This is a genomic window from Burkholderia sp. BE12 (assembly GCF_002959955.1).
Classification (GTDB): Bacteria; Pseudomonadota; Gammaproteobacteria; order Burkholderiales; family Burkholderiaceae; genus Burkholderia.
On the sequence record NZ_PREY01000018.1, the window covers coordinates 135,082 to 159,899 of the forward strand.

Below are 24,818 nucleotides of genomic sequence, written 5' to 3' on the forward strand. Positions count from 1 at the left end.
GACCGCCGCGGCATTGCCCTCGCGCAGGCGGCCCGCCGGGCACGCGCGACCGGCGGCGTTACAGCCAGCCGTGCCGGTCGAGCACGTGGTGCACGGCGTCGATGCGCGCGCCGACGTCCGGAAACTCCATCAGCTTCTGCCGCGCGCGCAGGTCGAGCGGCAGCAGTTCCGAGAGGCGATTCGATACCCAGCTCGGATCGTCGAGGCGGAACGGTTCGACGAACGGCATTTTCTCCGGATCGGACTTCTTCAGCGCGTCGATGATGCGCTCGAGCACCTCGGCGCACGAGCCGAACTGCGCGAGCGCCTGTTCGCCTTCGAGCGGGATGTCGTCGGGCAGCGGTTCGGCGATGCCGACCAGCAGCCCGTTGCTTTCGACGCGATACGACAGCAGCTCGAAACGCTGCGTGCCGACCGCCTGCAGATACAGCATCCCGAATTCGCCGGTATCGCATTCGGTGATGCGCGCCATGCAGCCGATGGTTTCGGGCACCGACACCGCGCCGTCCTGCGCGACTTCGGGCCCGCTCTTGAGCAGGCACACGCCGAACGGCACGTCGTCGCGCAGGCACGCGCGGGACATGTCGAGATAGCGCGCCTCGAACACCTTGAGCGGGAGCAACCCTCCCGGAAACAGCACCGTGTGCAGCGGAAACAGCGGCAGGTCGATCAGGGTGGTCGATAGGGAGGACATGGCGCGCGGGCGTGGGGGCGGGTGTCGCTAGGGTCGGTCGACCTCGGAGACGAGCCGCGACGACGCGTCGACATCCACTGGCGCGTCACGATGCCGCACGATCACGTTCGCGTCGCGGGCGAGGCGCGCGGCGAGCGTTTCCGCGATGAATACCGAGCGATGCTGCCCGCCCGTACAGCCGATGGCGACGGTCAGGTAGCTGCGGTTGTCATCGCGGAAGTGCGGCAGCCATTTCATCAGGAACGCATGGATGTCGTCGATCATCTGATGGACGATCGGCAGTGCGTCGAGAAAGGCGATGACCGGCTGGTCGAGCCCGGTGAGCGGGCGCAACTGATGGTCGTAGTACGGATTCGGCAGCGCGCGCACGTCGAACATCAGGTCGGCGTCGAGCGGCACGCCGCGCTTGAAGCCGAACGATTCGAACATCACCATCAGGTCGTTGTTCTTCTGCTCGATGAAGCGCTTGACCCAGGTGCGCAGCGCGTTCGCGCGCAGCGTGCTGGTATCGATCTGGTGGCCGAATTCGGCGAGCGGCGCGACGAGTTCGCGCTCGCGCTCGATCGCTTCCTCGAGCGACGACAGCAGGCCGACGTCCGCATCGTGCGACCGCGAGCCGGACAACGGGTGGCGGCGGCGCGTTTCGGAGAAGCGCTGGATCAGCGCCTGGGTGCTCGCGTTGAGGAACAGCACGCGCACGTCGTGCTCGCGGGACAGATCGCGGATCAGGCCGGGCATTTCGTCGAGCGAGGCGCTCGAGCGTGCGTCGATCGCGACCGCGAGCCGGCGCTGGCCGTCCTGGGCGAGGTAGCGGGCGAGTTCGGGGAGCACGTGCGGCGGCAGGTTGTCGACGCAGTAATAGCCTGCGTCTTCGAGCGCATTCAGCGCGACGGACTTGCCTGAGCCGGAGATGCCGGTAATGAGGACGATGCGCATGGGAACAGAGAATCCTGACGTTTCATCATAGCACCGGCTCGACGCGTCGGCGTTGCGCGGCCGGCGCGTGCGGGTTACACCAGCTTGCCGGGGAACTGACTGTCGGGATCTTGCATCGCGAGTCGTTGCCGATCCATGAAATCGCGCAACGTGTCGATTCCGCGCAACTGCAGGATCGTGTTCCGGACGGCCGCCTCGACGAGCACCGCGAGGTTGCGGCCGGCCGCCACCTGGATCGTGACCTTGCTGATCGGCAAACCGAGCACGTCGACGGTCTGGCTTTCGAGCGGCAGGCGCTGGAATTCGCCGTCGGGACGCCGCACGAGCTGGACGATCAGCTTCAGCTTCATTTTCCGGCGCACCGCGGTTTCACCGAAGATCGTCTTGATGTCGAGCAGGCCGAGGCCGCGCACTTCGAGCAGGTTCTGCAGCAGCGGCGGGCAGCGCCCTTCGACGAAATCGGGGCCAAGACGGACGAAATCGACCGCGTCGTCGGCGACGAGGCCGTGTCCGCGGCTGATCAGCTCGAGGCCGAGTTCGCTCTTGCCGAGGCCCGAATCGCCGGTCAGCAGCACGCCCATCCCGAGGATGTCGAGGAACACGCCGTGCAGCGTCGCGCGCGGCGCGAGGATGCGCGACATGTAGAGCCGCAGGCTGTCGATCACCGCGGCGGCCGACATCGGCGTCGTGAACAGCGGCGTGGACGAGCGCGTGCAGCGCAGCACCAGTTCGGGCGGTGCCGCGGCGCCGCCGGCGACGACGAGGAACGGCGGCTCGAGCGCGATCAGCTCGGCCATGTGGCGCGAGCGGTCTTCGTCGGTCTGGCGCTGGTAGTAGTCGATTTCGGCTTCGCCGAGCACCTGGATCCGGTTCGGGTGGATCAGGTTCAGGTGGCCGACGAGGTCGGCGCTCGACGTTGCGTTGCCGACCGTGTCGGCCGAAAAGCCGCGTTCCCAGCCTTCATGCCCCGTCAGCCAGCTCAGTTTCAGCGTGGCTGCGTTGTCGTCGAAGATGCTCTGGGCGTTGATGCTGGACGTATCCATCACTCTCGTCACTCCAATGGGCCGGTGCGGGCGCGCGGCGACGGACGTCGCCATGCCGGGCCGGCGCCGAGCGGCCCTGGACGGCGGCGTGTGCCGCCTAGTACGGGGAAATATTCCGCCCGGAACAACTCAAGGTTGCCACTGAGTGAGCAGGCGATGCAACTCGGCGATATCCGTTTCGTTGTGCAGACGCTCGCGGGCGTCGCGATCGGACAGCAGTTGCGCGATTTCCGACAGGATCTCGAGGTGCTGCTGGGTGGCTTGCTCCGGGACGAGCAGGAAGATCAGGAGGCCGACCGGCTGGCCGTCGGGCGCTTCGAACGGGATCGCCTCGGAGAGGCGGACGAACGCGGCGAGCGGGTGCTTGAGGCCCTTGATGCGGCCGTGCGGAATCGCGACACCTTCGCCGAGCCCGGTCGAACCGAGGCGCTCGCGCGCGAACAGGTTGTCCGTGACGGTGCTGCGGCCGATGCCATTCTGATTCTCGAACATCAGCCCGGCTTGTTCGAAGACGCGTTTCTTGCTGGTGACCGAGAGGTCGATGACGACGTTCTCTATGGGCAGGATTTTGGCTAGGCGATTCATGTTGGCAGGCGATTGGGCGGCCTGGGGTCTCCTTGCGGCGGCGGACTGATTTTCCATGTTCGGCGATATCACGGCATGTGGCATGGCAACCTGCAACGCAGCTACCGCAATCCAACACCCCCCGGCGATAACCGGAACATTATAGAGCACAGCCGCGTGCGTGGCGCGGCACGGACGGACCGGCCGCACCTTCGCGCGGAGTGGCAAAAAAAACGCCCGGCGAACCGGGCGGCGTGCGTGTCGCAGTGACGGTTATTGCGGCGGCAGTTCGATCTGGTCGATCGACGGCTGCAGCTTGATCGGGTCGTGCGCGTGCGTTTGCAGGCGCTCCATGTGCTTGACGACCTGGCGATCCAGCTTGTCGATCAGCAGATCGATCGCGGCGTACAGGTTGCCGTTCGCGCTTTCGACGAAGATGTCCTTGCCCTTCAGGTGCAGGTTGATTTCCGCGCGCTGCTGCTTGTCCTTTTCCTTGTGGTTGTCGACCGAGAGGATCACAGTGCCATCGATCACCTGATCGCTATGCCGTAGCACCCGGTCCAGCTTGGTGATCACGTATTCGCGAATTGCAGGCGTGACTTCGAGATGATGTCCACTGATCTTCAGGTTCATAGTGCTTCTCCAAGCGAGTGACCACCCGGCCGCATCGAGGCGGCGCTCCGGCCGACTTGCCCGTGCCGCACGAGGCGGCGTATCGCGGACAGGTCGCCCGGCCTGTTCCCCGTGTGCGCGGTGGCCGGAACACGCCTGCCGCCGGGCAGGCAGCAGGCTTAAAGAGACTTGCGCAGATTCACTGCCGGGATCTTGAGGGCTTCGCGATATTTGGCAACCGTGCGGCGCGCGACCACGAAACCCTGTTCTGCCAGCAGCTCGGCAATGCGGCTGTCCGAAAGTGGCGATTTTGGGTCTTCAGCTCCTATCAGTTGCTTGATGAGGGCTCGGATGGCGGTCGACGAAGCGGCGCCACCGGTGTCGGTCGAAACGTGAGATCCGAAGAAGTACTTAAATTCCAGCGTCCCGAACGGGGTCAGCATGTACTTCCCGGTTGTCACACGGCTGACAGTCGACTCGTGTAGGCCCAGCGTATCAGCTATTTCCCGCAAAACCAAGGGGCGCATGGCAATTTCACCGTGCGCAAAGAAATTCTTCTGACGCTCGACAATAGCCTGCGCGACACGCAGGATCGTCTCGAAACGCTGCTGGATATTCTTGATCAACCAGCGTGCTTCCTGAAGCTGCTGCTTCAGCGATCCGGCCGCCGGATCGCCGCGGCTGTTGCGCAGGATGTTCGCGTACAGGTTGTTGATCCGCAGGCGCGGCATGACCTCCGGGTTGAGCTCCGCGAGCCATCCCTGGCCGGCCTTCTTCACGATGATGTCGGGCACGACGTAGTCGGCCTCGGCCTTGCCGTATGCGGCGCCGGGAAACGGCTCGAGCGAGCGGATCAGCGCGTGCGCGTCGCGCAGCGCGTCGTCGCTCGCCTTCAGGTGCTTGCGCAACCGTGTGAAGTCGCGCGCGGCGAGCAGTTCGAGATGCTGCGACACGATCTCGAGCGCGAGCGTGCGCGTCGGGGACGGATCGAGCCGCAGCAACTGCAGCTTCAGGCATTCGGAAGCCGAGCGCGCGCCGACGCCGGCCGGGTCGAAGCTGTGCAGCAACGCGAGCGCCGCGTTCAGTTCGTCGCAGTCGATGTCCAGTTCGGGCGGCAGGTCGGCGAGTACTTCGTCGAGCGTGGCGGTCAGGTAGCCGTCGTCGTCGAGCGATTCGATCAGGAACATCACGAGCGCGCGATCGCGCGGGCCGGCCTGCGTGACGCGCAACTGCGCGGACAGGTGCTCGCGCAGCGACGTCGCGGCTTCCTGCACCTGCAGCGGCGGCAGGTCGTCGTCGTCGGACGCGCCGCTCGAGCGGCCGTAGTCGTCCAGGTTCCACTGCGGGCCGTCGTTGCCGTCGCCCGACCCGTAACCGTCGTATTCGTCGGCGCCGGCCGGCTCGTCGCGCTCCGCGCGATCGCTGGACGTGCCGCTGCCGTTCGTCGCGGCGGGCTCGGTGTTTTGTGCGGGCGGCGTCTGCGCGATCAGCGATCCGTCCGACGCGACGCGCAACGGGCTCGCGATCCATTCGTCGTCGCTCTCGAGCAGCGGGTTCTGCGCGACGGCCATCGCGACTTCCTGCTGCAACTCGAGCGTCGACAACTGCAGGAGCCGGATCGACTGCTGCAGCTGCGGCGTCAGCGCCAGATGTTGCGACAGGCGGAGTTGAAGGCTGGCTTTCATGGCAAGGAGGGAGTCATACCGGCAGTTTGCCACGACCCAGGCGCATTGAGCCATCCGCGATTACGCGCGGCGCGCCGCCTGGCCGCGGGCATGGCCGCGGGCGTGGATGCAAGCGGGGCGCGGCCCCGCGCGGCGATGCCGGGCGGGGTGCAGCCAGCCACGAGGAGGGAGTTACATGCGGAAGTGTTCGCCGAGGTACACGCGGCGCACGCTTTCGTTTTCGATGATTTCGCTCGGCGCGCCGGCGGCCAGCACCGAACCGTCGCTGATGATGTACGCGTGGTCGCAGATACCGAGCGTTTCGCGGACGTTGTGGTCCGTGATCAGCACGCCGATGTTGCGTTGCTTCAGGAACTTGACGATCTTCTGGATCTCGAGCACCGCGATCGGGTCGACGCCGGCGAACGGTTCGTCGAGCAGGATGAAGCTCGGGTTGGTCGCGAGCGCGCGCGCGATTTCGACGCGGCGCCGTTCGCCGCCCGACAGCGACAGCGCGGGGTTCTCGCGCAGGTGACCGATCTGCAGTTCGTCGAGCAGCGCTTCGGTGCGCAACGAGATCGCGTCCTTCGACAGCCGCTTGCCGTCTTCGCCGTACTGCAGCTCGAGCACCGCGCGGATGTTCTCCTCGACGGTCAGCTTGCGGAACACGGACGCTTCCTGCGGCAGGTACGACAGGCCGAGCGACGCGCGCTTGTGGATCGGCAGCAGGCTGATCGAGCTGCCGTTCAGCGAGATTTCGCCCGCGTCCGTCGGCACCAGACCGACGATCATGTAGAACGACGTGGTCTTGCCGGCGCCGTTCGGGCCGAGCAGGCCGACGACTTCGCCGCTCTTCACGTCGAGCGACACGTCCTTGACGACCGTGCGCGAGCCGTAGCGCTTCTTCAGGTTGCGGACGACGAGCGAGCTCGTGGTGCCGGCCGGCTGGCGGTTCGGGAGCGCGTTCATTGGCCGGGCGCTCCCTGGATCGTGGTGGACGGCGACAGCTTGGCCGGCGCCCCGTTCAGCGGCGCGGGGCCGCCGTTCTTCGGCGACAGCATCGCGCGCACGCGGCCGTTCGGGTTGCCCGGCGCGGCGACGTCCTTGCCGCCCTTCGCGGTGTAGAAGTCGCGCTGGCCGTCGTACGTGATCACGCTGCCGTGCACGGTATCGGCGATCGTCGACGTGCCCTGCAGGCGGCGCACGGTCGCGGCGGTGGTCAGCGTGGTCAGGTCCTGCTTGCCGTCGTAGTCGATCCGCTCGGCGTCGCCGTCGATGTATTCGTCGAGGCCTTCGCGCTTCTGGCGGAACGTCGCGTGCTTCTTGCCGCTGCCGAACGACGTCGCGTACTGGTAGCCTTCCGGGTCCTGGCGCACTTCGACACGATCGCCCTTGATGATGATCGTGCCCTTCGTGATCACGACGTTGCCGGTCGCGACCGTGACCTGCTTCAGATCGTCATAGGTCAGGTTGTCTGCCTCGACGTTGATCGGCTTGTTCTGGTCGGCCTTCTCGGCATGGGCGAGCGGCGCCAGCCCGACCAGCGGGAGCGCCACGAGCGTCGCGGCGAGCGCGGCGCGGACGGCGCGCGCAGCGCCGCCGGAAATCTGTCGAGGGAACGGTTCGTTCATGCAGTCACGTGAGGGATGCGTCACTTGGGTTGACCTTTCGAGCCGCCGGACGTGTCCGCCGCGGCGATCGTGCCGCGCACGTTGCCGTAAAGCTCGATGACCCGGGTGACGTTGTTGTACTTCATGCCGTCGGTCGCGTTGACGAGCGACAGGCCGCGCTGAAGTTTAACCGGCTTTTCGGTCTGGATCACATCGTCATTGACGAAGATCCGGAAATGCTGGGAATCGGCCTGCATCTGCGGGTCGCCGCCGCCGGCCGCGCGCAGGATCCGCGCATCGTCGTACAAATCGACGATCGACACGTCGCCGTTGACGGTGCCGCGCTTCGCGGTGGTCGTCACGACGGGCTTGCCGGGCTGGAACGCGCGCATGGCCGGATCGGTCAGGTCGCTGCTTTCGGTGTCTTCGTAATGGACCAGCTTCGCGGCCGTCAGCCGGTACTGGGTCGTGCCGGACTGGTCGAGCTCGGTGACCGAGAAGTTGTCCGCGAAATAGTCGGGCGTATGGCGCTTCGGCTGCACGGCGCCCTCGCCGGGCGGCGGCAGCGTGGCTTGCAGCAGCCACCAGGTGACGCCCGCGAGCGCGGCGACCGCGGCGAGCGGCAGCATCTGGGTCCAGCGGAAATGCGTGCTCATCGGTCAGGCTCCGCAGACGGCGGCGAGCAGCGCGTCGTAGCGGCGCTGCGCGCGCAGGATCGCATCGCAGACCTCGCGCACGGCGCCGTGGCCGCCGCGGGCCTCGGCGACCCAGTGCGCGCGGGCGATCACCTCGGGGTGCGCGTTCGCGGGGGCCGTGGCGAAGCCGCAGCGCAGCATGACCGGCAGGTCGGGCCAGTCGTCGCCCATGTAGCCGCATGCGTCGGCCGTCAGGCCGAGCGACGCGATCAGGTCGGCGAACACGGCGAGTTTGTTCTCGACGCCCTGGAACAGGTGCGCGATCTTCATTTCCTTCGCGCGTGCCGCGACGATGTCCGAGCGGCGGCCCGTGATGATCGCGGTCGCGATGCCGGCTTCGCCGAGCAGCTTCACGCCGTGACCGTCGAGCGAATTGAACGATTTCATCGCGTCGCCGGCCGCGGTAAACAGCAGGCCGCCGTCGGTCAGTACGCCGTCGACGTCGAAAATCATCAGCTTCACGCGGCTCGCGCGTTCGGCCGCAGTCAGTGCTGCGCTCATCAGATCACCTTCTTCGAAAACAGGTCGTGCATGTTCAGCGCGCCGATCAGCGCGCCGTCGGCATCGACGACCAGCATCTGGTTGATCCGGTGGCGCTCCATCAGTTCCACGGCCTCGACCGCCAGGTGATCCGGCGCGATCGTGCGCGGGTCGCGCGTCATGACTTCGGTGATCGGCAGCGTGCGGAAGTCGCCGTCGCGCGCGAGCACGCGGCGCAGGTCGCCGTCCGTGAAGATGCCGACGACCTTGCCGCCGGCGTCGACCACGGCCGTCATGCCGAGGCGCTTCACGGTGATCTGGAACAGCGCGTCCGACAGCGTCGCGTTCAGCCCGACGGACGGGACGTCGTCGCCCGAGCGCATCACGTCGCGCACGTAGGTGAGCAGGCGCCGGCCGAGCGCGCCGCCCGGATGCGAGCGCGCGAAATCTTCCGAGCCGAAGCCGCGCGCGTCGAGCACGGCGACGGCGAGCGCGTCGCCGAGCGCGAGCGCGGCGGTCGTGCTCGCGGTGGGCGCGAGGTTCAGCGGGCACGCTTCCTTCGACACCGCGGCGTTCAGGTTCACGTCGGCGAGCGTGCCGAGGCTCGACCCCGCGCGGCCCGTGATCGCGATCAGCTTCGCGCCGATCCGCTTCACGAGCGGCAGGATCGCGACGAGCTCTTCCGATTCGCCGGAATAGGAGATGCCGATGAAGACGTCGTCGGAGGTGACCATCCCGAGGTCGCCGTGGCTGGCCTCGGCAGGGTGGACGAAGAAGGCCGGCGTACCGGTGCTGGCCAGCGTGGCTGCGATCTTGCGGGCGATATGCCCCGATTTGCCGATGCCGGAGACCACGACGCGGCCGCGGCAGTCGAGCAGCAACGCAACGGCCTGGACGAAGCCGCCGTCGAGCTGGTCACGCAGCGCGCGCACGGCGTCCGCCTCGATGTCGAGCACGTCGCGGGCGAGCGCGAGCGCCCGATCATCATTGATTTTCGCTATCATGCGCGGAGTATAGCAAAGGCGTTTGTTCGCCGCGCCGCGCCTTCGGACCCGTCCGATGTCGCTTGCCCACCGCCACCACCCGCGCCCGCATTGCCGTGGCCCCGACGAACGAGGACGCTTCGCCTGTGATTTCCCCGCTCGAAATGACCCTGCTGCTGCTGCTGGCCTCGGTGGTGGGCGTCGTCGTATTCCGCTCGTTGAACCTGCCGCCGATGCTCGGCTACCTGACCGTCGGCATCCTGGTCGGCCCGCACGCATTCGGCGTCGCGGCGGATCTCGAACGGGCCGAGCACCTGGCGGAGTTCGGCGTGGTGTTCCTGATGTTTTCGATCGGCCTCGAATTCTCGCTTGCGAAACTGAGGGCGATGCAGCGGCTCGTGTTCGGGCTCGGCCTGCTGCAGGTCGTCGCGACCCTCGTGCTCGCGCTCGTGCTCGGCGCGCTGTTCGAGCGCTGGGTGCACATCACGTGGCAGGGCAGCATCGCGCTCGGCGGCGCGCTCGCGATGTCGTCGACGGCGATCGTGTCGAAGATGCTCGCCGAGCGGCTCGAGATCGAGACCGAGCACGGCCGCAACATCTTCGGCGTGCTGCTGTTCCAGGATCTCGCGGTCGTGCCGCTGCTGATCGTGATCGCCGCGTTCGGCGCCGAATCGTCGAAGGACCTCGCGATCACGCTCGGCTTCGCGGCGGTCAAGATCGTGATCGCGCTCACGCTGCTGCTGGTCATCGGCCAGCGTTTCATGACGCGCTGGCTCAACGTCGTCGCGCGGCGCCGCTCGCAGGAGCTGTTCGTGCTGAACCTGCTGCTCGTCACGCTCGGCGCCGCGTTCATCACCGACCGCTTCGGCCTGTCGCTCGCGCTCGGCGCGTTCATCGCGGGGATGCTCATCTCCGAGACGCCGTTCCGCCATCAGGTGGAAGAGGACATCAAGCCGTTTCGCGACGTGCTGCTCGGCCTGTTCTTCGTGACGACGGGGATGCTGCTCGATCCACGCGTGATCTGGGAGCATCCGTTGATCGTGCTCGGTTTTTTCGTCGGGCAGATCCTGTTCAAGGCGACCATGATCGCGGGGCTCGCGCGGCTGTTCGGGGCGACGCCGGGCGTCGCGATGCGCACGGGCATCGGCCTCGCGCAGGCCGGCGAATTCGGCTTCGTGCTGCTGAACCTGATCCTCGACCGGCATCTCGTCGATTCGACGCTGCTGCAGGCGATCCTCGCGTCGATGCTGCTGTCGATGCTCGCCGCGCCGTTCCTGATCCAGAACGCCGACCGGATCGTGATGCGGCTGTCGTCGACGGAATGGATGCAGCAGTCGCTGCAGATGACGCGGATCGCGACGCAGAGCCTGAAGCAGCGCGGCCACGTGATCATCTGCGGCTATGGCCGCGCGGGCCAGAACCTGGCGCGCATGCTCGAGCAGGAAGGCATTTCGTACGTCGCGCTCGACCTCGATCCCGATCGCGTGAGCGCGGCCGCGACGGCCGGCGAATCGGTCGTGTTCGGCGACGCGGCGCGCCGCGAATCGCTGCTCGCGGCCGGTATCCACCGTGCGGCGGCCGTCGCGATCACCTACGCGAACACGCCGTCCGCGCTGCGCGTGCTCCATCACGTGCACGAGCTCGAGCCGACGCTGCCGGCGATCGTGCGCACCGTCGACGATGCCGATCTGGAGAAGCTGCTCGCGGCCGGCGCGACCGAGGTGATTCCGGAGATCGTCGAGGGCAGCCTGATGCTCGCGTCGCACACGCTGGTGCTGGTCGGCGTGCCGATGCGCAAGGTCGTGCGGCGCGTCGAGGAGATGCGCGACGAGCGCTACAGCCTGCTGCGCGGCTATTTCCGCGGCGCGGACGACGCGGACGACGACGATCACGAGCAGGTGCGGCTACAATCGGTGCCGGTCGATGCACGCGCGGACGCGGTCGGGCGCTCGCTGGAAGAACTCGGGCTGTACGCGCTCGGGCTGGAAGTCACGGCGATCCGCCGGCACGGCATTCGCGGCGTCGAACCCGATCCGCAGACCAAGCTGCGCGCGAGCGACATCGTGGTGCTGCGCGGGCTGCCCGAGGCGCTCGCGCTCGCGGAGGAGCGGTTGTCGCGCCATCGGCGCGATCCGCCGGCCGCGGCTGCGTGAGCCGCGATTCACAACCTGACCCGTATTGTTCAGAAACGGTGCCCGATCTTCGCGCACCGTTTTTTTCGGAGAGTTTCATGCCGCATTCGTCGTCGGGCGCACCGCTCGATCCGGTCGCCTTCATCCACAGCCAGATCCGCACGGTGCCCGACTGGCCGCAGCCGGGCGTGCAGTTCCGCGACATCACAACGCTGCTGCAGAGCCCGAAGGCGCTGCGCATCCTCGTCGACCTGTTCGTCGAACGCTATGTCGATGCGAAGCTCGATTACGTCGCGGGGCTCGACGCGCGCGGCTTCATCATCGCGCCGATCGTCGCGTACGAGCTGAGCGTCGGCTTCGTGCCGATCCGCAAGGTCGGCAAGCTGCCGTACAAGACCCGTTCGGAATCGTACGACCTCGAATACGGCAGCGCGACGGTCGAGATCCACGAAGATGCGTGCCGCCCCGGCGACCGCGTGATCGTCATGGACGACCTGATCGCGACCGGCGGCACGATGATGGCGGGGCGCAACCTGCTGCAGCGGCTCGGCGCGGTGGTCGTCGAAGGCGCGGCGATCATCGACCTGCCCGATCTCGGCGGCTCGGCGCTGCTGCGCAACGCCGGCCTGCCCGTCTATACCGTCACCGAATTCTCCGGCCACTGAACGCCGGTGCGCTCGGGGCTTGCCGCCCCGGCTTGCCCCGGTTCACGTTACGCAGCGAGGTCACGATGCCCAACTTCATGCTGTTTCTCGCCACGTCGATCGCGATCACGTTCGCGCCGGGTCCCGACAACCTGCAGGTGCTCGCACGCGGCATCTCGCAGGGCCGCGCGGCCGGCTTCGTCGCCGCGCTCGGCTTCACGGCGGGGATCCTGTTCCACACGACGCTCGCGGCGCTCGGCGTCGCGGCCGTGCTGCGTTCGTCGCCGGTCGCGTTCCAGATCCTGAAGCTCGCGGGCGCCGCGTACCTCGTGTGGATCGGCATCAAGGCGCTGCGCAGCCAGGGCCTCGCGAACGCGCATGCGCGCCCGCCGCAGCCGCTCGGCGCGATTTTCCGGCAGAGCATGATCGGCAACCTGATGAACCCGAAGGTCACGCTGTTCTTCGTCGTGTTCCTGCCGCAGTTCGTCGATCCGCACGGCGCGCAGGGCGTGACGCTGCAGATGTTCGAGCTCGGCGCGCTGTTCATGCTGCAGACGGCCGCGGTCTTCTCGCTGTTCGGCGTCGGCGCGGGCATGATCGGCGCGTGGCTGAAGCGTCGCCCGAAGGCCGGCGTGTGGCTCGACCGGATCGCCGGCGCGACGTTCATCGCGATCGGCATCCGCGTCGCGCTGAAGGACTGAGCGCCATGACGTTTCCGTGCATCGCGGCCGCGCGCCGCTTCGATCCGGCCGCGCACCTGCGTTTCGAGATCGCCGGCCAGGCGGTCGGCTGGGTGCGCCGCCAGGACGTCGCGAAGCTCGCGCGCTGGCCCGACGTGTTCGAGTTGACCGGCGAGCGGGTCGTGCTGTCGGCGCGCTACGATTCGGTCGACGCGCGCAGCATGGCGCTCGCCGGCGCGATCGGCGCGCTCGCCGCCGAAGGCGCGATTCCCGGCTGGCGCGACGAGATCTACGCGATCCGCAACCGCTTCGACGATCCGCCGCTCGCCTACATCGAGCGCGCCGCGTCGCGCTTCTTCGGCACGCAGACCTATGCGGTGCACGTGAACGGCATCGTAGAATATGCGGTTACGCCGGGCGAGCCGGCCGCCGCGGCCGCGCCGAAGATGTGGCTCGGCCGCCGCAGCGCGACCAAGGCCACCGACCCCGGCATGCTCGACAACGTCGTCGCGGGCGGGATCGGCTGGGGGCTGGGCGTTCACGAGACGCTCGCGAAGGAATGCTGGGAAGAAGCCGGCATTCCGGCCGAGCTGGCGGCGCGCGCGATCGCGGGCCGCACGGTGCAGGTGCTGAACGCGCTGCCGGAAGGCACGCAGTCGGAACTGATCTTCGTGTACGACCTGCCGCTGCCGCACGACTTCGCGCCGCGCAACCAGGACGGCGAAGTGGCCGAACACCTGCTGGCCGGCGTGCCCGAGGTGATCGGCTGGTTGCGCGAAGGCCGCGCGACGATGGATGCGAGCCTCGCGACGCTCGATACGCTGCTGCGCCACCGCTGGATTCCGGCGGCCGACGCGGCCGGCATCGACGCGCTGTTCGTGCCGGCCGCGTGACGCGCGCCGCGCGGCGCGAACGGGCAATTTGACGAATACGGAAACAATGGGAGTCGCGGTCATGCCGACCGATCACAGCTTTATCTTGAAACTGTCGTGCCCCGACCGGCACGGCATCGTCCATGCGGTCTCGGGCTTCCTGTTCGAGCGCAGCAACAACATCCTCGATTCCGCGCAGTTCGGCGACAGCCGCACCAGCGAGTTCTTCATGCGCGTGCACTTCGAGCAGGACGGCGGCGGCGTGGATGCTGCGTCGGCGCTCGACACACTTCGCAAGGAATTCGCGCCGCTCGCCGAACGGTTCTCGATGCGCTGGGAGCTGCACGACGCGGCCGTGAAGCCGCGCGTCGTGATCATGGTGTCGAAGATCGGCCACTGTCTGAACGACCTGCTGTTCCGCTATCGCACCGGCCAGTTGCCGATCGAGATTCCGGCGATCGTGTCGAACCACAAGGAGTTCTACCAGCTCGCGGCGAGCTACAACATTCCGTTCCATCACTTCCCGCTGATCGGCGGGTCGTCCGATGCCGCGAAGGCCGCGCAGGAAGCGCGCGTGCTGGAAGTGATCGACGAGCATCAGGCCGATCTCGTCGTGCTCGCGCGCTACATGCAGATCCTGTCGCCGAACATGTGCGAGCAGCTCGCCGGGCGCGCGATCAACATCCACCATTCGTTCCTGCCGAGCTTCAAGGGCGCGAAGCCGTACTACCAGGCGTTCGACCGCGGCGTGAAGCTGATCGGCGCGACCGCGCACTACGTGACGACCGATCTCGACGAAGGCCCCATCATCGAGCAGGAAGTCGAGCGCGTCGACCACAGCATGACGCCCGACCAACTGACCGCGATCGGTCGCGACGTCGAGTGCGTGACGCTCGCGCGCGCGGTGAAGTGGCACGTCGAGCACCGGGTCGTGCTGAACGGGACGAAGACGGTCGTGTTCCGCTGATCCGCCGACGCCGAAAGGCGGGCTCCACGAGCAAAAACGCCGCGCCCTTCACGGGGCGCGGCGTTTTTTTACGCCGTCGGCGAGCGGGCGGCCTCAGATCAACCGCAGCAGGTACAGCTCGCGTTTCAGGTACGCATAGAAGATCGGCGCGGCGATCACGCCCGGCAGCCCGAACGCGGCTTCCATGATCAGCATCGCGAGCAGCAGCTCCCACGCGCGCGATTCGATCTGGCCGCCGATGATCTTCGCGTTCAGGAAGTATTCGAGCTTGTGGATGACGACGAGGAACGCGAGCGACGCGATCGCGGTGCCCATGCTGACCGACAGCGACACCGCGACGATCAGCGTGTTCGAGATCAGGTTGCCGATCACGGGCAGCAGGCCGACGATGAACGTGACGAGCACGAGCGTTTTCGACAGCGGCAGCCGCTGGTGGAAGATCGGCAGCGCGACGAGCAGGTAGATGCCGGTGAAGGTCGCGTTGATCGCCGAGATCTTGATCTGCGCGAACACGATGCGGCGGAACGCATCGGAGAAGCGCGACACGCGCGTGACGAGCGCGGTCGACAGCGGCCGGCGCACCTTGCCCTGCTCGACGCCGATCGCGATCATCGCGCCGATGATCATCCCGAACAGCACGTGGCCGAAGCCGCGCGCGACGCTCTTGCCGCTTTGCTGGAGCTGGTCCATGTGCGAGTGCATCAGCACGGCCGCCTTCGTCTTCATCTGTTCGACATCGACGGGCAGCAGATTCGCGATCCAGGCCGGCGTGCGTGCGCGCGTCTGCTCGACGATCTGCATCAGCTGGTCGAGCAGGCTCTGCAGGTTCGGCACCGTGTGCTCGAAATGCTCGATGATGCCGATCGTCAGGCCGGTGAGCCCGCCGACGATCGCGATCGACAGCAGCACGACGGCGACCCAGCGCGCGCGCATGCTCGTGGTATGGCGCTCGATCACGGGCGCGATCGTGTGGATCAATTGATAGACGAGCAGGCCGGCCAGCATCCCGCCAAGCAGCCGGAGCTCGAGGACGAGCCACATCATGACGAGCGCGAAGAGATAGCTGCCGACCTCGAGCGCCGACAGCTTCGGCAGGCTCAAGTCGCTCGTCAGCCGCACGCTGCGCAGATGCGGCTCGCGGTTCTGCGTGTCGCGCGACTCCTGTTGCTTCTCCATCGTGGATTCCTGTCGTCCGTGTGTCGTGCCGGGCGCCGCGCGGCAGAGCGCCGCCCGCCCGGCGCCGCACCGGATTGGTGCGGATGGCGAACCTTACGACCGTAAAGTATAGCTGCCATTATGGTCCGCAATCGGGCCGTTTGGCGCGTGGTGTAAACGCAGAAGGGAAAACGAGGGGGCGCGGCCTTCCTTCGGCGCGCGCGCGGCCGGGCGGCCGCGCGCGGGGAAGGGCGGAACGGGTGTCAGCCGGCCGCGACTTTGCGGGCCGCACGCTTGAGCAGCGGCGCGAGGTACTTGCCGGTGAAGCTCGCCTTCGTCTTCGCGACCTGCTCGGGCGTGCCCTGCGCGATGATCTGGCCGCCGCCGGCGCCGCCTTCGGGGCCGAGGTCGATCACCCAATCGGCCGTCTTGATCACGTCGAGGTTGTGCTCGATGATCACGACCGTGTTGCCCTGGTCGCGCAGCCGGTGGATCACTTCCAGCAGCAGTGCGATGTCGTGGAAGTGCAGGCCGGTGGTCGGCTCGTCGAGGATGTACAGCGTGCGGCCGGTGTCGCGCTTCGACAGCTCCAGCGACAGCTTCACGCGCTGCGCCTCGCCGCCCGACAGCGTCGTGGCCGACTGGCCCAGGCGGATGTAGCCGAGGCCGACGTCGAGTAGCGTCTTCAGCTTGCGCGCGATGACCGGCACCGCGCTGAAGAACTCGTACGCGTGCTCGACCGTCATGTCGAGCACTTCGCTGACGTTCTTGCCCTTGTACTGCACTTCGAGCGTTTCGCGGTTGTAGCGCTTGCCGTGGCACACGTCGCACGGCACGTAGACGTCCGGCAGGAAGTGCATCTCGACCTTCAGCACGCCGTCGCCCTGGCACGATTCGCAGCGGCCGCCCTTCACGTTGAACGAGAAGCGGCCCGGATCGTAGCCGCGCTCCTTCGAGGTCGGCACGCCCGAGAACAGCTCGCGGATCGGCGTGAACAGGCCCGTGTACGTGGCCGGGTTCGAGCGCGGAGTGCGGCCGATCGGCGACTGATCGACGTTGATCACCTTGTCGAAGTGCTCGAGGCCCTCGATCGCCTCGTGCGGCGCCGGCTCGGCCGACGAGCCGTACAGGTGGCGCGCGACCGCGTGATACAGCGTGTCGTTGATCAGCGTCGACTTGCCGGAGCCCGACACGCCGGTGATGCAGGTCAGCAGCCCGACCGGCAGTTCGAGATCGACGTGCTTCAGGTTGTTGCCGTGCGCGTCGACGATGCGCAGCATCCGCTCCGGATCGGGCGCGAGCCGCTCGTCCGGGTACTCGATGACGCGCTTGCCGAGCAGGTACTGGCCGGTCAGCGATTGCGGGTTCGACTGCACCTGTTTCGGCGTGCCTTCGGCGACGACCACGCCGCCGTGCTCGCCCGCGCCGGGGCCCATGTCGACGACGTAGTCGGCCGTGCGGATCATGTCCTCGTCGTGCTCGACGACGATCACCGAGTTGCCGAGGTCGCGCAGATGCTTGAGCGTCCCGATCAGGCGGTCGTTGTCGCGCTGGTGCAGGCCGATCGACGGCTCGTCGAGCACGTACATCACGCCCGTCAGCCCCGAGCCGATCTGCGACGCGAGCCGGATCCGCTGCGCCTCGCCGCCCGACAGCGTTTCGGCGCTGCGCTCGAGCGACAGGTAGTCGAGGCCGACGTTGTTCAGGAACGTCAGGCGCGCGACGATTTCCTTGATCACCTTGTCGGCGATCTCGCGCTTCGCGCCTTCGAGCGTCAGCCCGTCGAAATAGCCGAGCGCGTCGCGCAGCGGCCAGCCGCTGATTTCATAGATGCCGCGCGCGTCGTCGCCGGTGCCGATCCGCACGTGGCGCGCCTCGCGGCGCAGGCGCGTGCCGTCGCACGACGGACACGGCTGGTTGTTCTGGTATTTCGACAGCTCTTCGCGCACCGCGACCGAATCGGTCTCGCGGTAGCGGCGTTCGAGATTCGGGATGATCCCCTCGAACACGTGCTCGCGGATCGTCGTGCGGCCGCGCTCGTTGATGTACGAGAACGGGATCGTCTGCTTGCCCGAACCGAACAGCAGCACCTTCCGGATCTTTTCGGGCAGATCCTCGAATGCGGCGTCGATGTCGAATTCGTAGAATGCCGCGAGGCTCTGCAGCATCTGGAAGTAGAACTGGTTGCGGCGGTCCCAGCCCTTCACCGCGCCGGCGGCAAGCGACAGCGACGGGTGCGCGACGACCCGCTTCGGGTCGAAGAACGTGATCTGGCCGAGGCCGTCGCATTCCGGGCACGCGCCCATCGGGTTGTTGAAGGAGAACAGGCGCGGCTCGAGCTCCTGCAGCGAGTACGAGCAGATCGGGCACGCGAACTTCGAGCTGAACAGGTGCTCGCGGTCGGTATCCATCTCGAGCGCGATCGCGCGGCCGTCGGCGAGGCGCAGCGCCGTCTCGAACGATTCGGCGAGCCGCTGCTTCATGTCCGGGCGCACCTTCAGGCGATCGACGACGACGTCGATGGTGTGCTTGTCGTTCTTCTTCAGCTTCGGCAGCGACTCGACCTCGTAGATCTTCGCGACGCCTTCGTTCGCGGTGCCGCCACCCGAGCGCACGCGAAAGCGCACGAAGCCCTGCGCCTGCATCTCCTCGAACAGCTCGGCGTGCTCGCCCTTGCGGTTCGCGACGACGGGCGCGAGGATCATCAGCTTGGTTTCCTCGGGCAGCGCGAGCGCCGCGTCGACCATCTGCGACACGCTCTGCGCCTCGAGCGGGATGTCGTGGTCGGGGCAGTACGGCGTGCCGACACGTGCGTACAAAAGTCGCAGGTAGTCGTGGATTTCCGTGACCGTGCCGACGGTCGAACGCGGGTTGTGGGACGTTGCCTTCTGCTCGATCGAGATCGCCGGCGACAGCCCTTCGATCAGGTCGACGTCGGGTTTCTCCATCAGCTGCAGGAACTGGCGGGCATACGCGGACAGGCTTTCCACGTAGCGGCGCTGGCCCTCGGCATAAAGGGTGTCGAACGCGAGCGACGACTTGCCCGACCCGGACAACCCGGTAATCACGACCAGCTTGTGGCGCGGCAGGTCGAGATTGACGTTTTTCAGGTTGTGGGTGCGTGCCCCACGGATACGGATCTGTTCCATGAACCTGGCGAAAATGGAGGGAACCAAACCTGCTACTATAACGGCTTTTCGAGACCGTCGTTTACGGCCCCCAGCCTTTACGGCAAGTGGCAGCAAGGCGACACCTGCGCCGGGGAAAGCGGTCGCGCCGCACGTTCCGGGCGGTTCGCAGGCCGCCTGCATCCGGCCCCGACGTGTCGTCCGAAAGGCCGCCAGGCCGCCGGTCCTGATCTTCCGCCGCCCGCTGCCGGGCGGACATTCCGATCATTCGAAATTCATTCCCGATGTCCAATCCGTCTGCCACGTCTTCCCGCATGACTGCGCCCGAACTGCGCGCGACCACGTCGCTCGCGGCGATCTTCGCGCTGCGCATGCTCGGCCTGTTCATGATCATGCCGGTGTTCTCGGTCTACGCGAAAACCATCCCGGGCGGCGACAACGTGCTGCTCGTCGGTGTCGCGCTCGGGGCCTACGGCGTCACGCAGTCGCTGTTCTATATCTTCTACGGCTGGGCGTCCGACAAGTTCGGCCGCAAGCCGGTGATCGCCACGGGCCTCGTGATCTTCGCGCTCGGCAGCTTCGTCGCCGCGTTCGCGCACGACATCACGTGGATCATCGTCGGCCGCGTGATCCAGGGGATGGGCGCGGTGTCGTCCGCGGTGCTCGCGTTCATCGCCGACCTGACCTCCGAGCAGAACCGCACGAAGGCGATGGCGATGGTCGGCGGCTCGATCGGCGTGTCGTTCGCGGTCGCGATCGTCGGCGCGCCGATCGTGTTCCACTGGGTCGGGATGAGCGGGCTGTTCGCGATCGTCGGCGTGCTGTCGATCCTCGCGATCGGCGTCGTCCTGTGGATCGTGCCCGATGCGGCAAAGCCCGTGCACGTGCCCGCGCCGTTCGCCGAGGTGCTGCACAACGTCGAGCTGCTGCGCCTGAACTTCGGCGTGCTGGTGCTGCATGCGACGCAGACGGCGCTGTTCCTCGTCGTGCCGCGCCTGCTGGTGGACGGCGGGCTGCCGGTCGCCGCGCACTGGAAGGTCTATCTGCCGGTGATGGGGCTCGCGTTCGTGATGATGGTGCCGGCGATCATCGTCGCGGAAAAACGGGGCAAGATGAAGCCGGTACTGCTCGGCGGCATTCTGGCTATCCTGATTGGCCAATTGTTGCTCGGCAGCGCACCGCATACCATTCTGATTGTGGCGGCGATCCTGTTCGTGTACTTCCTCGGGTTCAACATCCTGGAAGCGTCGCAGCCGTCGCTCGTGTCGAAGCTCGCGCCGGGTTCGCGCAAGGGCGCGGCCACGGGCGTCTACAACACCACGCAGTCGATCGGGCTCGCACTCGGTGGCATCGTGGGCGGCTGGCTGCTGAAGCACGGCGGCGCGAACACGGTGTTTTACACGTGTTCTGGGCTCGTTGCCGCGTGGCTTATAATCGCGGCCAGCATGAAAGCGCCGCCGCGCAAGGCCTGAATCTGATTGTCGGGCAGGCACGGGCGGCGTTCGCCGGCTCGCCCGGCGGGCCGCTCCGACGGCTTTCGCGGGCGGCCCCGCATCGAATTTACTGGAGAAACACATGGCATCCGTCAACAAGGTCATCCTCGTCGGCAATCTCGGCGCCGATCCTGAAGTCCGTTACCTGCCGAGCGGCGACGCGGTTGCGAACATCCGTCTCGCGACGACCGATCGCTATAAAGACAAGGCGAGCGGCGATTTCAAGGAAATGACCGAGTGGCATCGCGTCGCGTTCTTCGGCCGTCTGGCGGAAATCGTCAGCGAATACCTGAAGAAGGGGTCGTCGGTCTATATCGAAGGCCGCATCCGTACGCGCAAGTGGCAGGGCCAGGACGGCCAGGACCGTTACTCGACCGAAATCGTCGCCGAACAGATGCAGATGCTCGGCGGCCGCGGTGGTTCGGGCGGCGGCGGTGGCGGCGGTGACGAAGGCGGTTATGGCGGCGGCTACGGTGGTGGCGGCGGCGGTCGCGGCGAGCAGGCGGAGCGCGGCGGTGGCGGCGGCGGTCGTGCCGGCGGCGCGGCGCGTGGCGGTGCGGGTGGCGGCGGCCAGAGCCGTCCGAGCGCACCGGCTGGCGGCGGCTTCGACGAGATGGACGACGATATTCCGTTCTGATCGCGAGTCGCACCCGCGTATCACGATGGGCCCGAATGTCCGAGTCAAGCCAGTCGCTTGGCACGGGTCTTCGGGCCTTGCTTCGTTTACGTCGCGCCTTCCCGTCGCGCTCCGGATGAAACTTGGCTGACGCACTCCTCGACCTCATCGCTCCCGATCTCGATGTCCTGTTCTGCGGGATCAATCCCGGCCTGGTCGCGGCCGCGACCGGCCATCACTTCGCGGGAAGAAACAACCGCTTCTGGCGCGTGATCCATCTCGCGGGCTTCACGCCGACGGAAATTTCGCCGCAGGACGATCGCGCGATTCTTCAGTACGGCTGCGGGCTGACGGCCGTGGTGCCGCGGCCGACCGCGCGTGCCGATCAGCTTTCGCGCGCGGAATTCATGGCCGCGGCCGCCGTGTTCGAGCAGAAGGTCGCGCAGCATGCGCCGCGCTTCGTCGCGTTTCTCGGCAAGGCGGCGTATTCGGCGCTGTCCGGGCAACGCGAAGTCGCGTGGGGGTTGCAGCCATCACGCATCCGGCATGCGCGAGTGTGGGTGCTGCCCAATCCCAGCGGGAGAAACCTCGCATTCGGCTCGGCGATCTGGTCGATGCGTATCGTGAGCTTCATCTCGCGGCGATGACGGAGAGGCACGATGCGACGCAGTAAGACGGCGGCTGCGTGGCCCGGCGCCATCGTGCCGCGCGCATTCTTCAACCGCATGGCCACCGAGGTGGCGCCGCAACTGCTGAACAAGATCCTCGCGGCCGCGGACGGCCGGGCCGGCCGCATCGTCGAAGTGGAAGCGTATGCGGGCGCGCTCGATCCGGCCGCGCACACCTATCGCGGCAAGACGCCGCGCAACGCGACGATGTTCGGGCCGCCCGGGCACTTCTACGTCTATTTCACGTACGGCATGCACTGGTGCTGCAACTGCGTGTGCGGTCCGGACGGCGCCGGAACGGGCGTGCTGATCCGTGCGCTGGAGCCGCTGCACGGGCTCGATCTGATGCGTGCGGCGCGGCCGCCGCGGACGCGCGATCGCGACCTGTGCCGCGGGCCGGCACGGTTGACGCAGGCGATGGGGATCAGCGGCGCGCAGGATGGCGTCGACCTGGTCGGTGCGCATGAAGGGTTCGCGATCGTCGACGACGGGATGGCGCCGCCCGACGATCTGGCGGGCGGGCCGCGCATCGGCATTCGCGTCGGCCAGGATCTCCCGTGGCGGTGGAGCGTGCCCGGCAACCGCTACGTATCGGGCGCGGTGCCGCGCATGTGACGTGTGCCGCGCACAAGTCGCGTCCGATTCGATCTGCGTCACGCGGCCGCCATGATTGAGCGGCTAAGCTGGCCGTTTCGACGTTTCGATCGAGGGGACACCATGCGGCGGGTCGTATTCAACCAGAAGGGCGGCGTGGGCAAGTCGACGATCGTCTGCAACCTGGCGGCGATCAGCGCGAGCGAAGGATTGCGCACGCTCGTCATCGATCTCGACGCGCAGGCGAACTCGACGCGCTACCTGCTCGGCGACGCCGCGGCGGATGCGCGACCGGGCGTGGCCGGCTTCTTCGAAACCGCGCTGACCTTCAACTTCCGTCCGGTCGACGTCGCGTCGTTCATCCACGCGACCCCGTTCGACGGGCTCGACGTGATGCCCGCACATCCGGATCTCGACACGCTGCACGGCAAGCTCGAATCGCGCTACAAGATCTACAAGCTGCGCGACGCACTGAACGAGCTCGACATGTACGACGCCGTATACATTGACACGCCGCCCGCGCTGAACTTCTATACGCGCTCGGCGCTGATCGCGGTCGAGCGCTGCCTGATCCCGTTCGACTGCGACGATTTCTCGCGCCGCGCGCTGTACACGCTGCTAGAGAACGTGAAGGAAATCCAGCAGGACCACAACGCCGCGCTCGAGGTGGAAGGAATCGTCATCAACCAGTTCCAGCCGCGCGCGAGCCTGCCGCAACGGCTGGTCGACGAGCTCGTCGACGAAGGGCTGCCGGTCCTCGCGTCGCGGTTGTCCGCGTCGGTGAAGATCCGCGAATCGCATCAGCAGTCGATGCCGGTGATCCATCTCGAGCCGACGCACAAGCTCGCGCAGGAGTTCCGCGCGCTGCACCGTGAACTGGCCGGCTGATCCCGCGCCCGACCGCATCGACCGGGGCCGCTTCGAGCGGCCTTTTTTTATCGCAATCCGCAATTCGTCCGATTATTGAATTCGTTATTAATAATACCGAAAACGATTTCATAATAAATCTCGAAAAAAACGATTACATGGGTCGCCGCCAGATTTTTAATGAGGGCCGGTTTTCTAATAAGCGGAATAATGAATTGGTAAATATTGCGCGAAGTCACGATGCGCTATGCTGTAAAAAGGTAAAAAGGCGTTGCGGGTCGGAGTCGGTGGGTATCTCCGGTCGCGAAATCGGCATGCCGCGGGCTTCGACGGGGGCCGTAAAGGGTAATAAGGGTTTACACCTATCATTAATGCCACTTAATTGACAATTAATCGCTCTAGAATGGCTTCCTTCAACTGCCCGTGCTCAAACAGGTAACGGGTCGTCAATAAGGAAGCAGCTGTCGATCAAGCTTCCATTTTTCTTCAAGTCGTCTCTCGCATTGCTAACAGGAGCGTGCCCGATGTCCGTATTTGCCCCCGAAAAACTCGCCGCCGATTATCAATCCGGTATCGCCGCCTGGTTCGCGATCGCCCGTCCGGCGATCCACGGTTTCGAGGCCGTCGTCGAACTCAACCTGCAGGCGGCCCGGACGGCGCTCGAGGAATACGAGGACAAGCTGAAGAACGCGTTCAACAGCAACAACCCGGCCGCGGGCCTCGCGCAGCAGGTTGCCGCGCCGCAGGAAGCGGCCGGCAAGGCCGTGTCGTACGGCCGCCATCTGTTCGACATCGCGGTGTCGACGCAGTCCGAATGGGCGAAGGTCGCGCAGGCGCAGTACGAGCAGAACGACAAGCGCCTGAAGGACGTGCTTGGCGAACTGTCGAAGCATGCGCCGGCCGGCTCGGCACCGGTGGTGGCCGCGCTGAATTCGGCGCTGTCCGCGGCGACCGCCGCGGCCGACTCCGTGCGTGCGGCGACGGGGCAGGCGATTGAAGCGGCGCAGAGCGGCTTCGACGCGGTCAGCGAAACGGCCACGCGCGGCGCCAAGCAGACGGCGTCTGCCGCCCGCAAGGACGCAGCAGCTGCGCGCGGCGAATCGGCTACGTAACCGCGTGAGTGCGTGTCGCGCGCAGGCGCGACACGATTGATCGGCGCCGGATGGCGCCGGACGCCGCGTGTGCCACACGGGGTCCGACGAACGTCCGATGCGCCGCAAGACGACCGTGCACGGTTGCCCGTGCCGCGGTGTGCCGTGCCGACGGTGCGAACAGGCGCTGCCCACCATGCGACGGCATGCGACCGCGCCCGCGCCGGATGGCCCGCCGCACGCCATCGCCACGTGCTGCGGCCTCGTGCCGGCGTCGGAACGACGAACTGATTTCAATGCAGGGATTGAACATGACGGATGTAGTGATCGTATCGGCCGCACGGACCGCGGTCGGCAAATTCGGCGGCTCGCTGGCGAAGATCGCGGCGCCCGAACTGGGCGCGACGGTGATTCGCGCGGTACTGGAGCGTGCGGGCGTGAAGCCCGAGCAGGTCAGCGAAGTGATCATGGGCCAGGTGCTGACGGCCGGCTCGGGGCAGAACCCGGCGCGGCAGTCGCTGATCAAGGCGGGGCTGCCGAGCGCGGTGCCGGGGATGACGATCAACAAGGTGTGCGGCTCGGGCCTGAAGGCCGTGATGCTGGCGGCGAACGCGATCGTCGCGGGCGACG

23 protein-coding genes and 2 pseudogenes are annotated in these 24,818 nt (G+C 66.8%); 12 read left to right on the plus strand and 13 right to left on the minus strand.

The features are described 5' to 3' along the window. Positions 1-58: 58 nt before the first annotated feature. From C4B30_RS21145 to kdsD, 11 genes are all read right to left on the minus strand, one after another. Positions 59-694: an LON peptidase substrate-binding domain-containing protein gene (locus tag C4B30_RS21145; RefSeq protein WP_027785461.1), complete on the minus strand. Its 636-nt coding sequence runs from the start codon at positions 692-694 to the stop codon at positions 59-61. Between the two features lie 27 nt (positions 695-721). Beyond that, positions 722-1,630 carry an RNase adapter RapZ gene (rapZ, locus tag C4B30_RS21150; protein ID WP_027785460.1) on the minus strand — a complete coding sequence of 303 codons (909 nt, stop codon included), beginning with the start codon at positions 1,628-1,630 and terminating at the stop codon, positions 722-724. Between the two features lie 74 nt (positions 1,631-1,704). Next, a complete protein-coding gene (gene hprK, locus C4B30_RS21155) occupies positions 1,705-2,673 on the minus strand; it encodes an HPr(Ser) kinase/phosphatase (protein WP_006483133.1) in 969 nt (322 codons plus the stop codon). Positions 2,674-2,802: 129 nt separating this feature from the next. Then, on the minus strand, positions 2,803-3,315 hold the full coding sequence (locus C4B30_RS21160; RefSeq protein WP_027785459.1) for a PTS sugar transporter subunit IIA: 513 nt from the start codon (positions 3,313-3,315) through the stop codon (positions 2,803-2,805). 195 nt (positions 3,316-3,510) lie between these two features. After that, positions 3,511-3,870: a ribosome hibernation-promoting factor, HPF/YfiA family gene (gene hpf / locus C4B30_RS21165; RefSeq protein WP_006477786.1), complete on the minus strand. Its 360-nt coding sequence runs from the start codon at positions 3,868-3,870 to the stop codon at positions 3,511-3,513. Positions 3,871-4,028: 158 nt separating this feature from the next. Beyond that, positions 4,029-5,534, minus strand: coding sequence for an RNA polymerase factor sigma-54 (locus C4B30_RS21170; RefSeq protein ID WP_027785458.1), 1,506 nt, complete (start codon positions 5,532-5,534; stop codon positions 4,029-4,031). 171 nt (positions 5,535-5,705) lie between these two features. After that, positions 5,706-6,482, minus strand: coding sequence for an LPS export ABC transporter ATP-binding protein (gene lptB, locus C4B30_RS21175; RefSeq protein ID WP_027785457.1), 777 nt, complete (start codon positions 6,480-6,482; stop codon positions 5,706-5,708). Beyond that, on the minus strand, positions 6,479-7,144 hold the full coding sequence (lptA, locus tag C4B30_RS21180) for a lipopolysaccharide transport periplasmic protein LptA (RefSeq protein WP_012329239.1): 666 nt from the start codon (positions 7,142-7,144) through the stop codon (positions 6,479-6,481). Before lptA ends, lptB begins: the two co-directional genes overlap by 4 nt. Before the next feature lie 20 nt (positions 7,145-7,164). Next, on the minus strand, positions 7,165-7,779 hold the full coding sequence (gene lptC / locus C4B30_RS21185; RefSeq protein ID WP_027785456.1) for an LPS export ABC transporter periplasmic protein LptC: 615 nt from the start codon (positions 7,777-7,779) through the stop codon (positions 7,165-7,167). Positions 7,780-7,782: 3 nt separating this feature from the next. Then, positions 7,783-8,319 (minus strand): KdsC family phosphatase, encoded by a 537-nt coding sequence (locus tag C4B30_RS21190; protein WP_027785455.1) that lies wholly within the window; start codon positions 8,317-8,319, stop codon positions 7,783-7,785. After that, positions 8,319-9,302 (minus strand): arabinose 5-phosphate isomerase KdsD, encoded by a 984-nt coding sequence (kdsD, locus tag C4B30_RS21195; RefSeq protein WP_027785454.1) that lies wholly within the window; start codon positions 9,300-9,302, stop codon positions 8,319-8,321. The genes C4B30_RS21190 and kdsD overlap by 1 nt, the downstream gene beginning before the upstream one ends. A 125-nt stretch (positions 9,303-9,427) precedes the next feature. Here kdsD and C4B30_RS21200 point away from each other — a divergent pair, with 125 nt between their 5' ends. The 5 genes from C4B30_RS21200 to purU all read left to right on the plus strand — a co-directional run bounded on the left by C4B30_RS21200 (position 9,428) and on the right by purU (position 14,576). Continuing rightward, positions 9,428-11,434, plus strand: coding sequence for a monovalent cation:proton antiporter family protein (locus C4B30_RS21200; protein ID WP_027785453.1), 2,007 nt, complete (start codon positions 9,428-9,430; stop codon positions 11,432-11,434). A 77-nt stretch (positions 11,435-11,511) separates the two neighbouring features. Then, positions 11,512-12,078, plus strand: a complete 567-nt coding sequence (locus C4B30_RS21205; protein WP_027785452.1) for an adenine phosphoribosyltransferase — start codon at positions 11,512-11,514, stop codon at positions 12,076-12,078. Positions 12,079-12,143: 65 nt separating this feature from the next. Beyond that, a complete protein-coding gene (locus C4B30_RS21210) occupies positions 12,144-12,758 on the plus strand; it encodes a LysE family translocator (protein ID WP_027785451.1) in 615 nt (204 codons plus the stop codon). A 5-nt stretch (positions 12,759-12,763) separates the two neighbouring features. Further along, positions 12,764-13,630 (plus strand): NUDIX hydrolase, encoded by an 867-nt coding sequence (locus C4B30_RS21215; RefSeq protein ID WP_027785450.1) that lies wholly within the window; start codon positions 12,764-12,766, stop codon positions 13,628-13,630. 61 nt (positions 13,631-13,691) lie between these two features. Next, positions 13,692-14,576: a formyltetrahydrofolate deformylase gene (purU, locus tag C4B30_RS21220; RefSeq protein ID WP_027785449.1), complete on the plus strand. Its 885-nt coding sequence runs from the start codon at positions 13,692-13,694 to the stop codon at positions 14,574-14,576. 93 nt (positions 14,577-14,669) lie between these two features. Here the strand turns inward: purU and C4B30_RS21225 are convergent, their stop codons facing one another. Further along, complete coding sequence (locus C4B30_RS21225; protein ID WP_027785448.1) at positions 14,670-15,752, minus strand: AI-2E family transporter; 1,083 nt, start codon at positions 15,750-15,752, stop codon at positions 14,670-14,672. A gap of 242 nt (positions 15,753-15,994) precedes the next feature. Further along, positions 15,995-18,880 (minus strand): excinuclease ABC subunit UvrA, encoded by a 2,886-nt coding sequence (uvrA, locus tag C4B30_RS21230; RefSeq protein ID WP_027785447.1) that lies wholly within the window; start codon positions 18,878-18,880, stop codon positions 15,995-15,997. Between the two features lie 263 nt (positions 18,881-19,143). Between uvrA and C4B30_RS21240 the strand changes: the two genes are divergently transcribed. From C4B30_RS21240 to C4B30_RS21270, 7 genes and pseudogenes are all read left to right on the plus strand, one after another. Beyond that, positions 19,144-20,331: an MFS transporter gene (locus tag C4B30_RS21240; protein WP_027785446.1), complete on the plus strand. Its 1,188-nt coding sequence runs from the start codon at positions 19,144-19,146 to the stop codon at positions 20,329-20,331. A gap of 103 nt (positions 20,332-20,434) precedes the next feature. Next, entirely contained in the window at positions 20,435-20,989 is a 555-nt protein-coding gene (locus C4B30_RS21245) for a single-stranded DNA-binding protein (RefSeq protein WP_027785445.1), read from the plus strand. A gap of 122 nt (positions 20,990-21,111) precedes the next feature. After that, positions 21,112-21,641 (plus strand): annotated as a pseudogene (gene mug, locus C4B30_RS21250) (G/U mismatch-specific DNA glycosylase). After that, complete coding sequence (locus C4B30_RS21255; RefSeq protein ID WP_027785444.1) at positions 21,628-22,251, plus strand: DNA-3-methyladenine glycosylase; 624 nt, start codon at positions 21,628-21,630, stop codon at positions 22,249-22,251. Before mug ends, C4B30_RS21255 begins: the two are co-directional and overlap by 14 nt. 102 nt (positions 22,252-22,353) lie before the next feature. Continuing rightward, positions 22,354-23,118, plus strand: a complete 765-nt coding sequence (locus C4B30_RS21260) for a ParA family protein (protein ID WP_027785443.1) — start codon at positions 22,354-22,356, stop codon at positions 23,116-23,118. A 503-nt stretch (positions 23,119-23,621) separates the two neighbouring features. After that, complete coding sequence (gene phaP / locus C4B30_RS21265; protein WP_027785442.1) at positions 23,622-24,209, plus strand: TIGR01841 family phasin; 588 nt, start codon at positions 23,622-23,624, stop codon at positions 24,207-24,209. Between the two features lie 290 nt (positions 24,210-24,499). Continuing rightward, a pseudogene (locus C4B30_RS21270) lies at positions 24,500-24,818 on the plus strand (acetyl-CoA C-acetyltransferase); the annotation flags it as partial.

Coding starts and splice junctions, on each gene's coding strand:
- C4B30_RS21245 (WP_027785445.1), top strand. CDS start 20,435: ATGGCATCCGTCAACAAGGTCATCCTCGTCGGCAATCTCGGCGCCGAT.
- C4B30_RS21145 (WP_027785461.1), bottom strand. CDS start 694: ATGTCCTCCCTATCGACCACCCTGATCGACCTGCCGCTGTTTCCGCTG.
- C4B30_RS21170 (WP_027785458.1), bottom strand. CDS start 5,534: ATGAAAGCCAGCCTTCAACTCCGCCTGTCGCAACATCTGGCGCTGACG.
- rapZ (WP_027785460.1), bottom strand. CDS start 1,630: ATGCGCATCGTCCTCATTACCGGCATCTCCGGCTCAGGCAAGTCCGTC.
- lptB (WP_027785457.1), bottom strand. CDS start 6,482: ATGAACGCGCTCCCGAACCGCCAGCCGGCCGGCACCACGAGCTCGCTC.
- C4B30_RS21240 (WP_027785446.1), top strand. CDS start 19,144: ATGTCCAATCCGTCTGCCACGTCTTCCCGCATGACTGCGCCCGAACTG.
- hprK (WP_006483133.1), bottom strand. CDS start 2,673: ATGGATACGTCCAGCATCAACGCCCAGAGCATCTTCGACGACAACGCA.
- kdsD (WP_027785454.1), bottom strand. CDS start 9,302: ATGATAGCGAAAATCAATGATGATCGGGCGCTCGCGCTCGCCCGCGAC.
- C4B30_RS21190 (WP_027785455.1), bottom strand. CDS start 8,319: ATGAGCGCAGCACTGACTGCGGCCGAACGCGCGAGCCGCGTGAAGCTG.
- C4B30_RS21260 (WP_027785443.1), top strand. CDS start 22,354: ATGCGGCGGGTCGTATTCAACCAGAAGGGCGGCGTGGGCAAGTCGACG.
- C4B30_RS21210 (WP_027785451.1), top strand. CDS start 12,144: ATGCCCAACTTCATGCTGTTTCTCGCCACGTCGATCGCGATCACGTTC.
- purU (WP_027785449.1), top strand. CDS start 13,692: ATGCCGACCGATCACAGCTTTATCTTGAAACTGTCGTGCCCCGACCGG.
- C4B30_RS21160 (WP_027785459.1), bottom strand. CDS start 3,315: ATGGAAAATCAGTCCGCCGCCGCAAGGAGACCCCAGGCCGCCCAATCG.
- C4B30_RS21215 (WP_027785450.1), top strand. CDS start 12,764: ATGACGTTTCCGTGCATCGCGGCCGCGCGCCGCTTCGATCCGGCCGCG.
- C4B30_RS21205 (WP_027785452.1), top strand. CDS start 11,512: ATGCCGCATTCGTCGTCGGGCGCACCGCTCGATCCGGTCGCCTTCATC.
- C4B30_RS21225 (WP_027785448.1), bottom strand. CDS start 15,752: ATGGAGAAGCAACAGGAGTCGCGCGACACGCAGAACCGCGAGCCGCAT.
- uvrA (WP_027785447.1), bottom strand. CDS start 18,880: ATGGAACAGATCCGTATCCGTGGGGCACGCACCCACAACCTGAAAAAC.
- C4B30_RS21255 (WP_027785444.1), top strand. CDS start 21,628: ATGCGACGCAGTAAGACGGCGGCTGCGTGGCCCGGCGCCATCGTGCCG.
- lptC (WP_027785456.1), bottom strand. CDS start 7,779: ATGAGCACGCATTTCCGCTGGACCCAGATGCTGCCGCTCGCCGCGGTC.
- lptA (WP_012329239.1), bottom strand. CDS start 7,144: ATGAACGAACCGTTCCCTCGACAGATTTCCGGCGGCGCTGCGCGCGCC.
- hpf (WP_006477786.1), bottom strand. CDS start 3,870: ATGAACCTGAAGATCAGTGGACATCATCTCGAAGTCACGCCTGCAATT.
- phaP (WP_027785442.1), top strand. CDS start 23,622: ATGTCCGTATTTGCCCCCGAAAAACTCGCCGCCGATTATCAATCCGGT.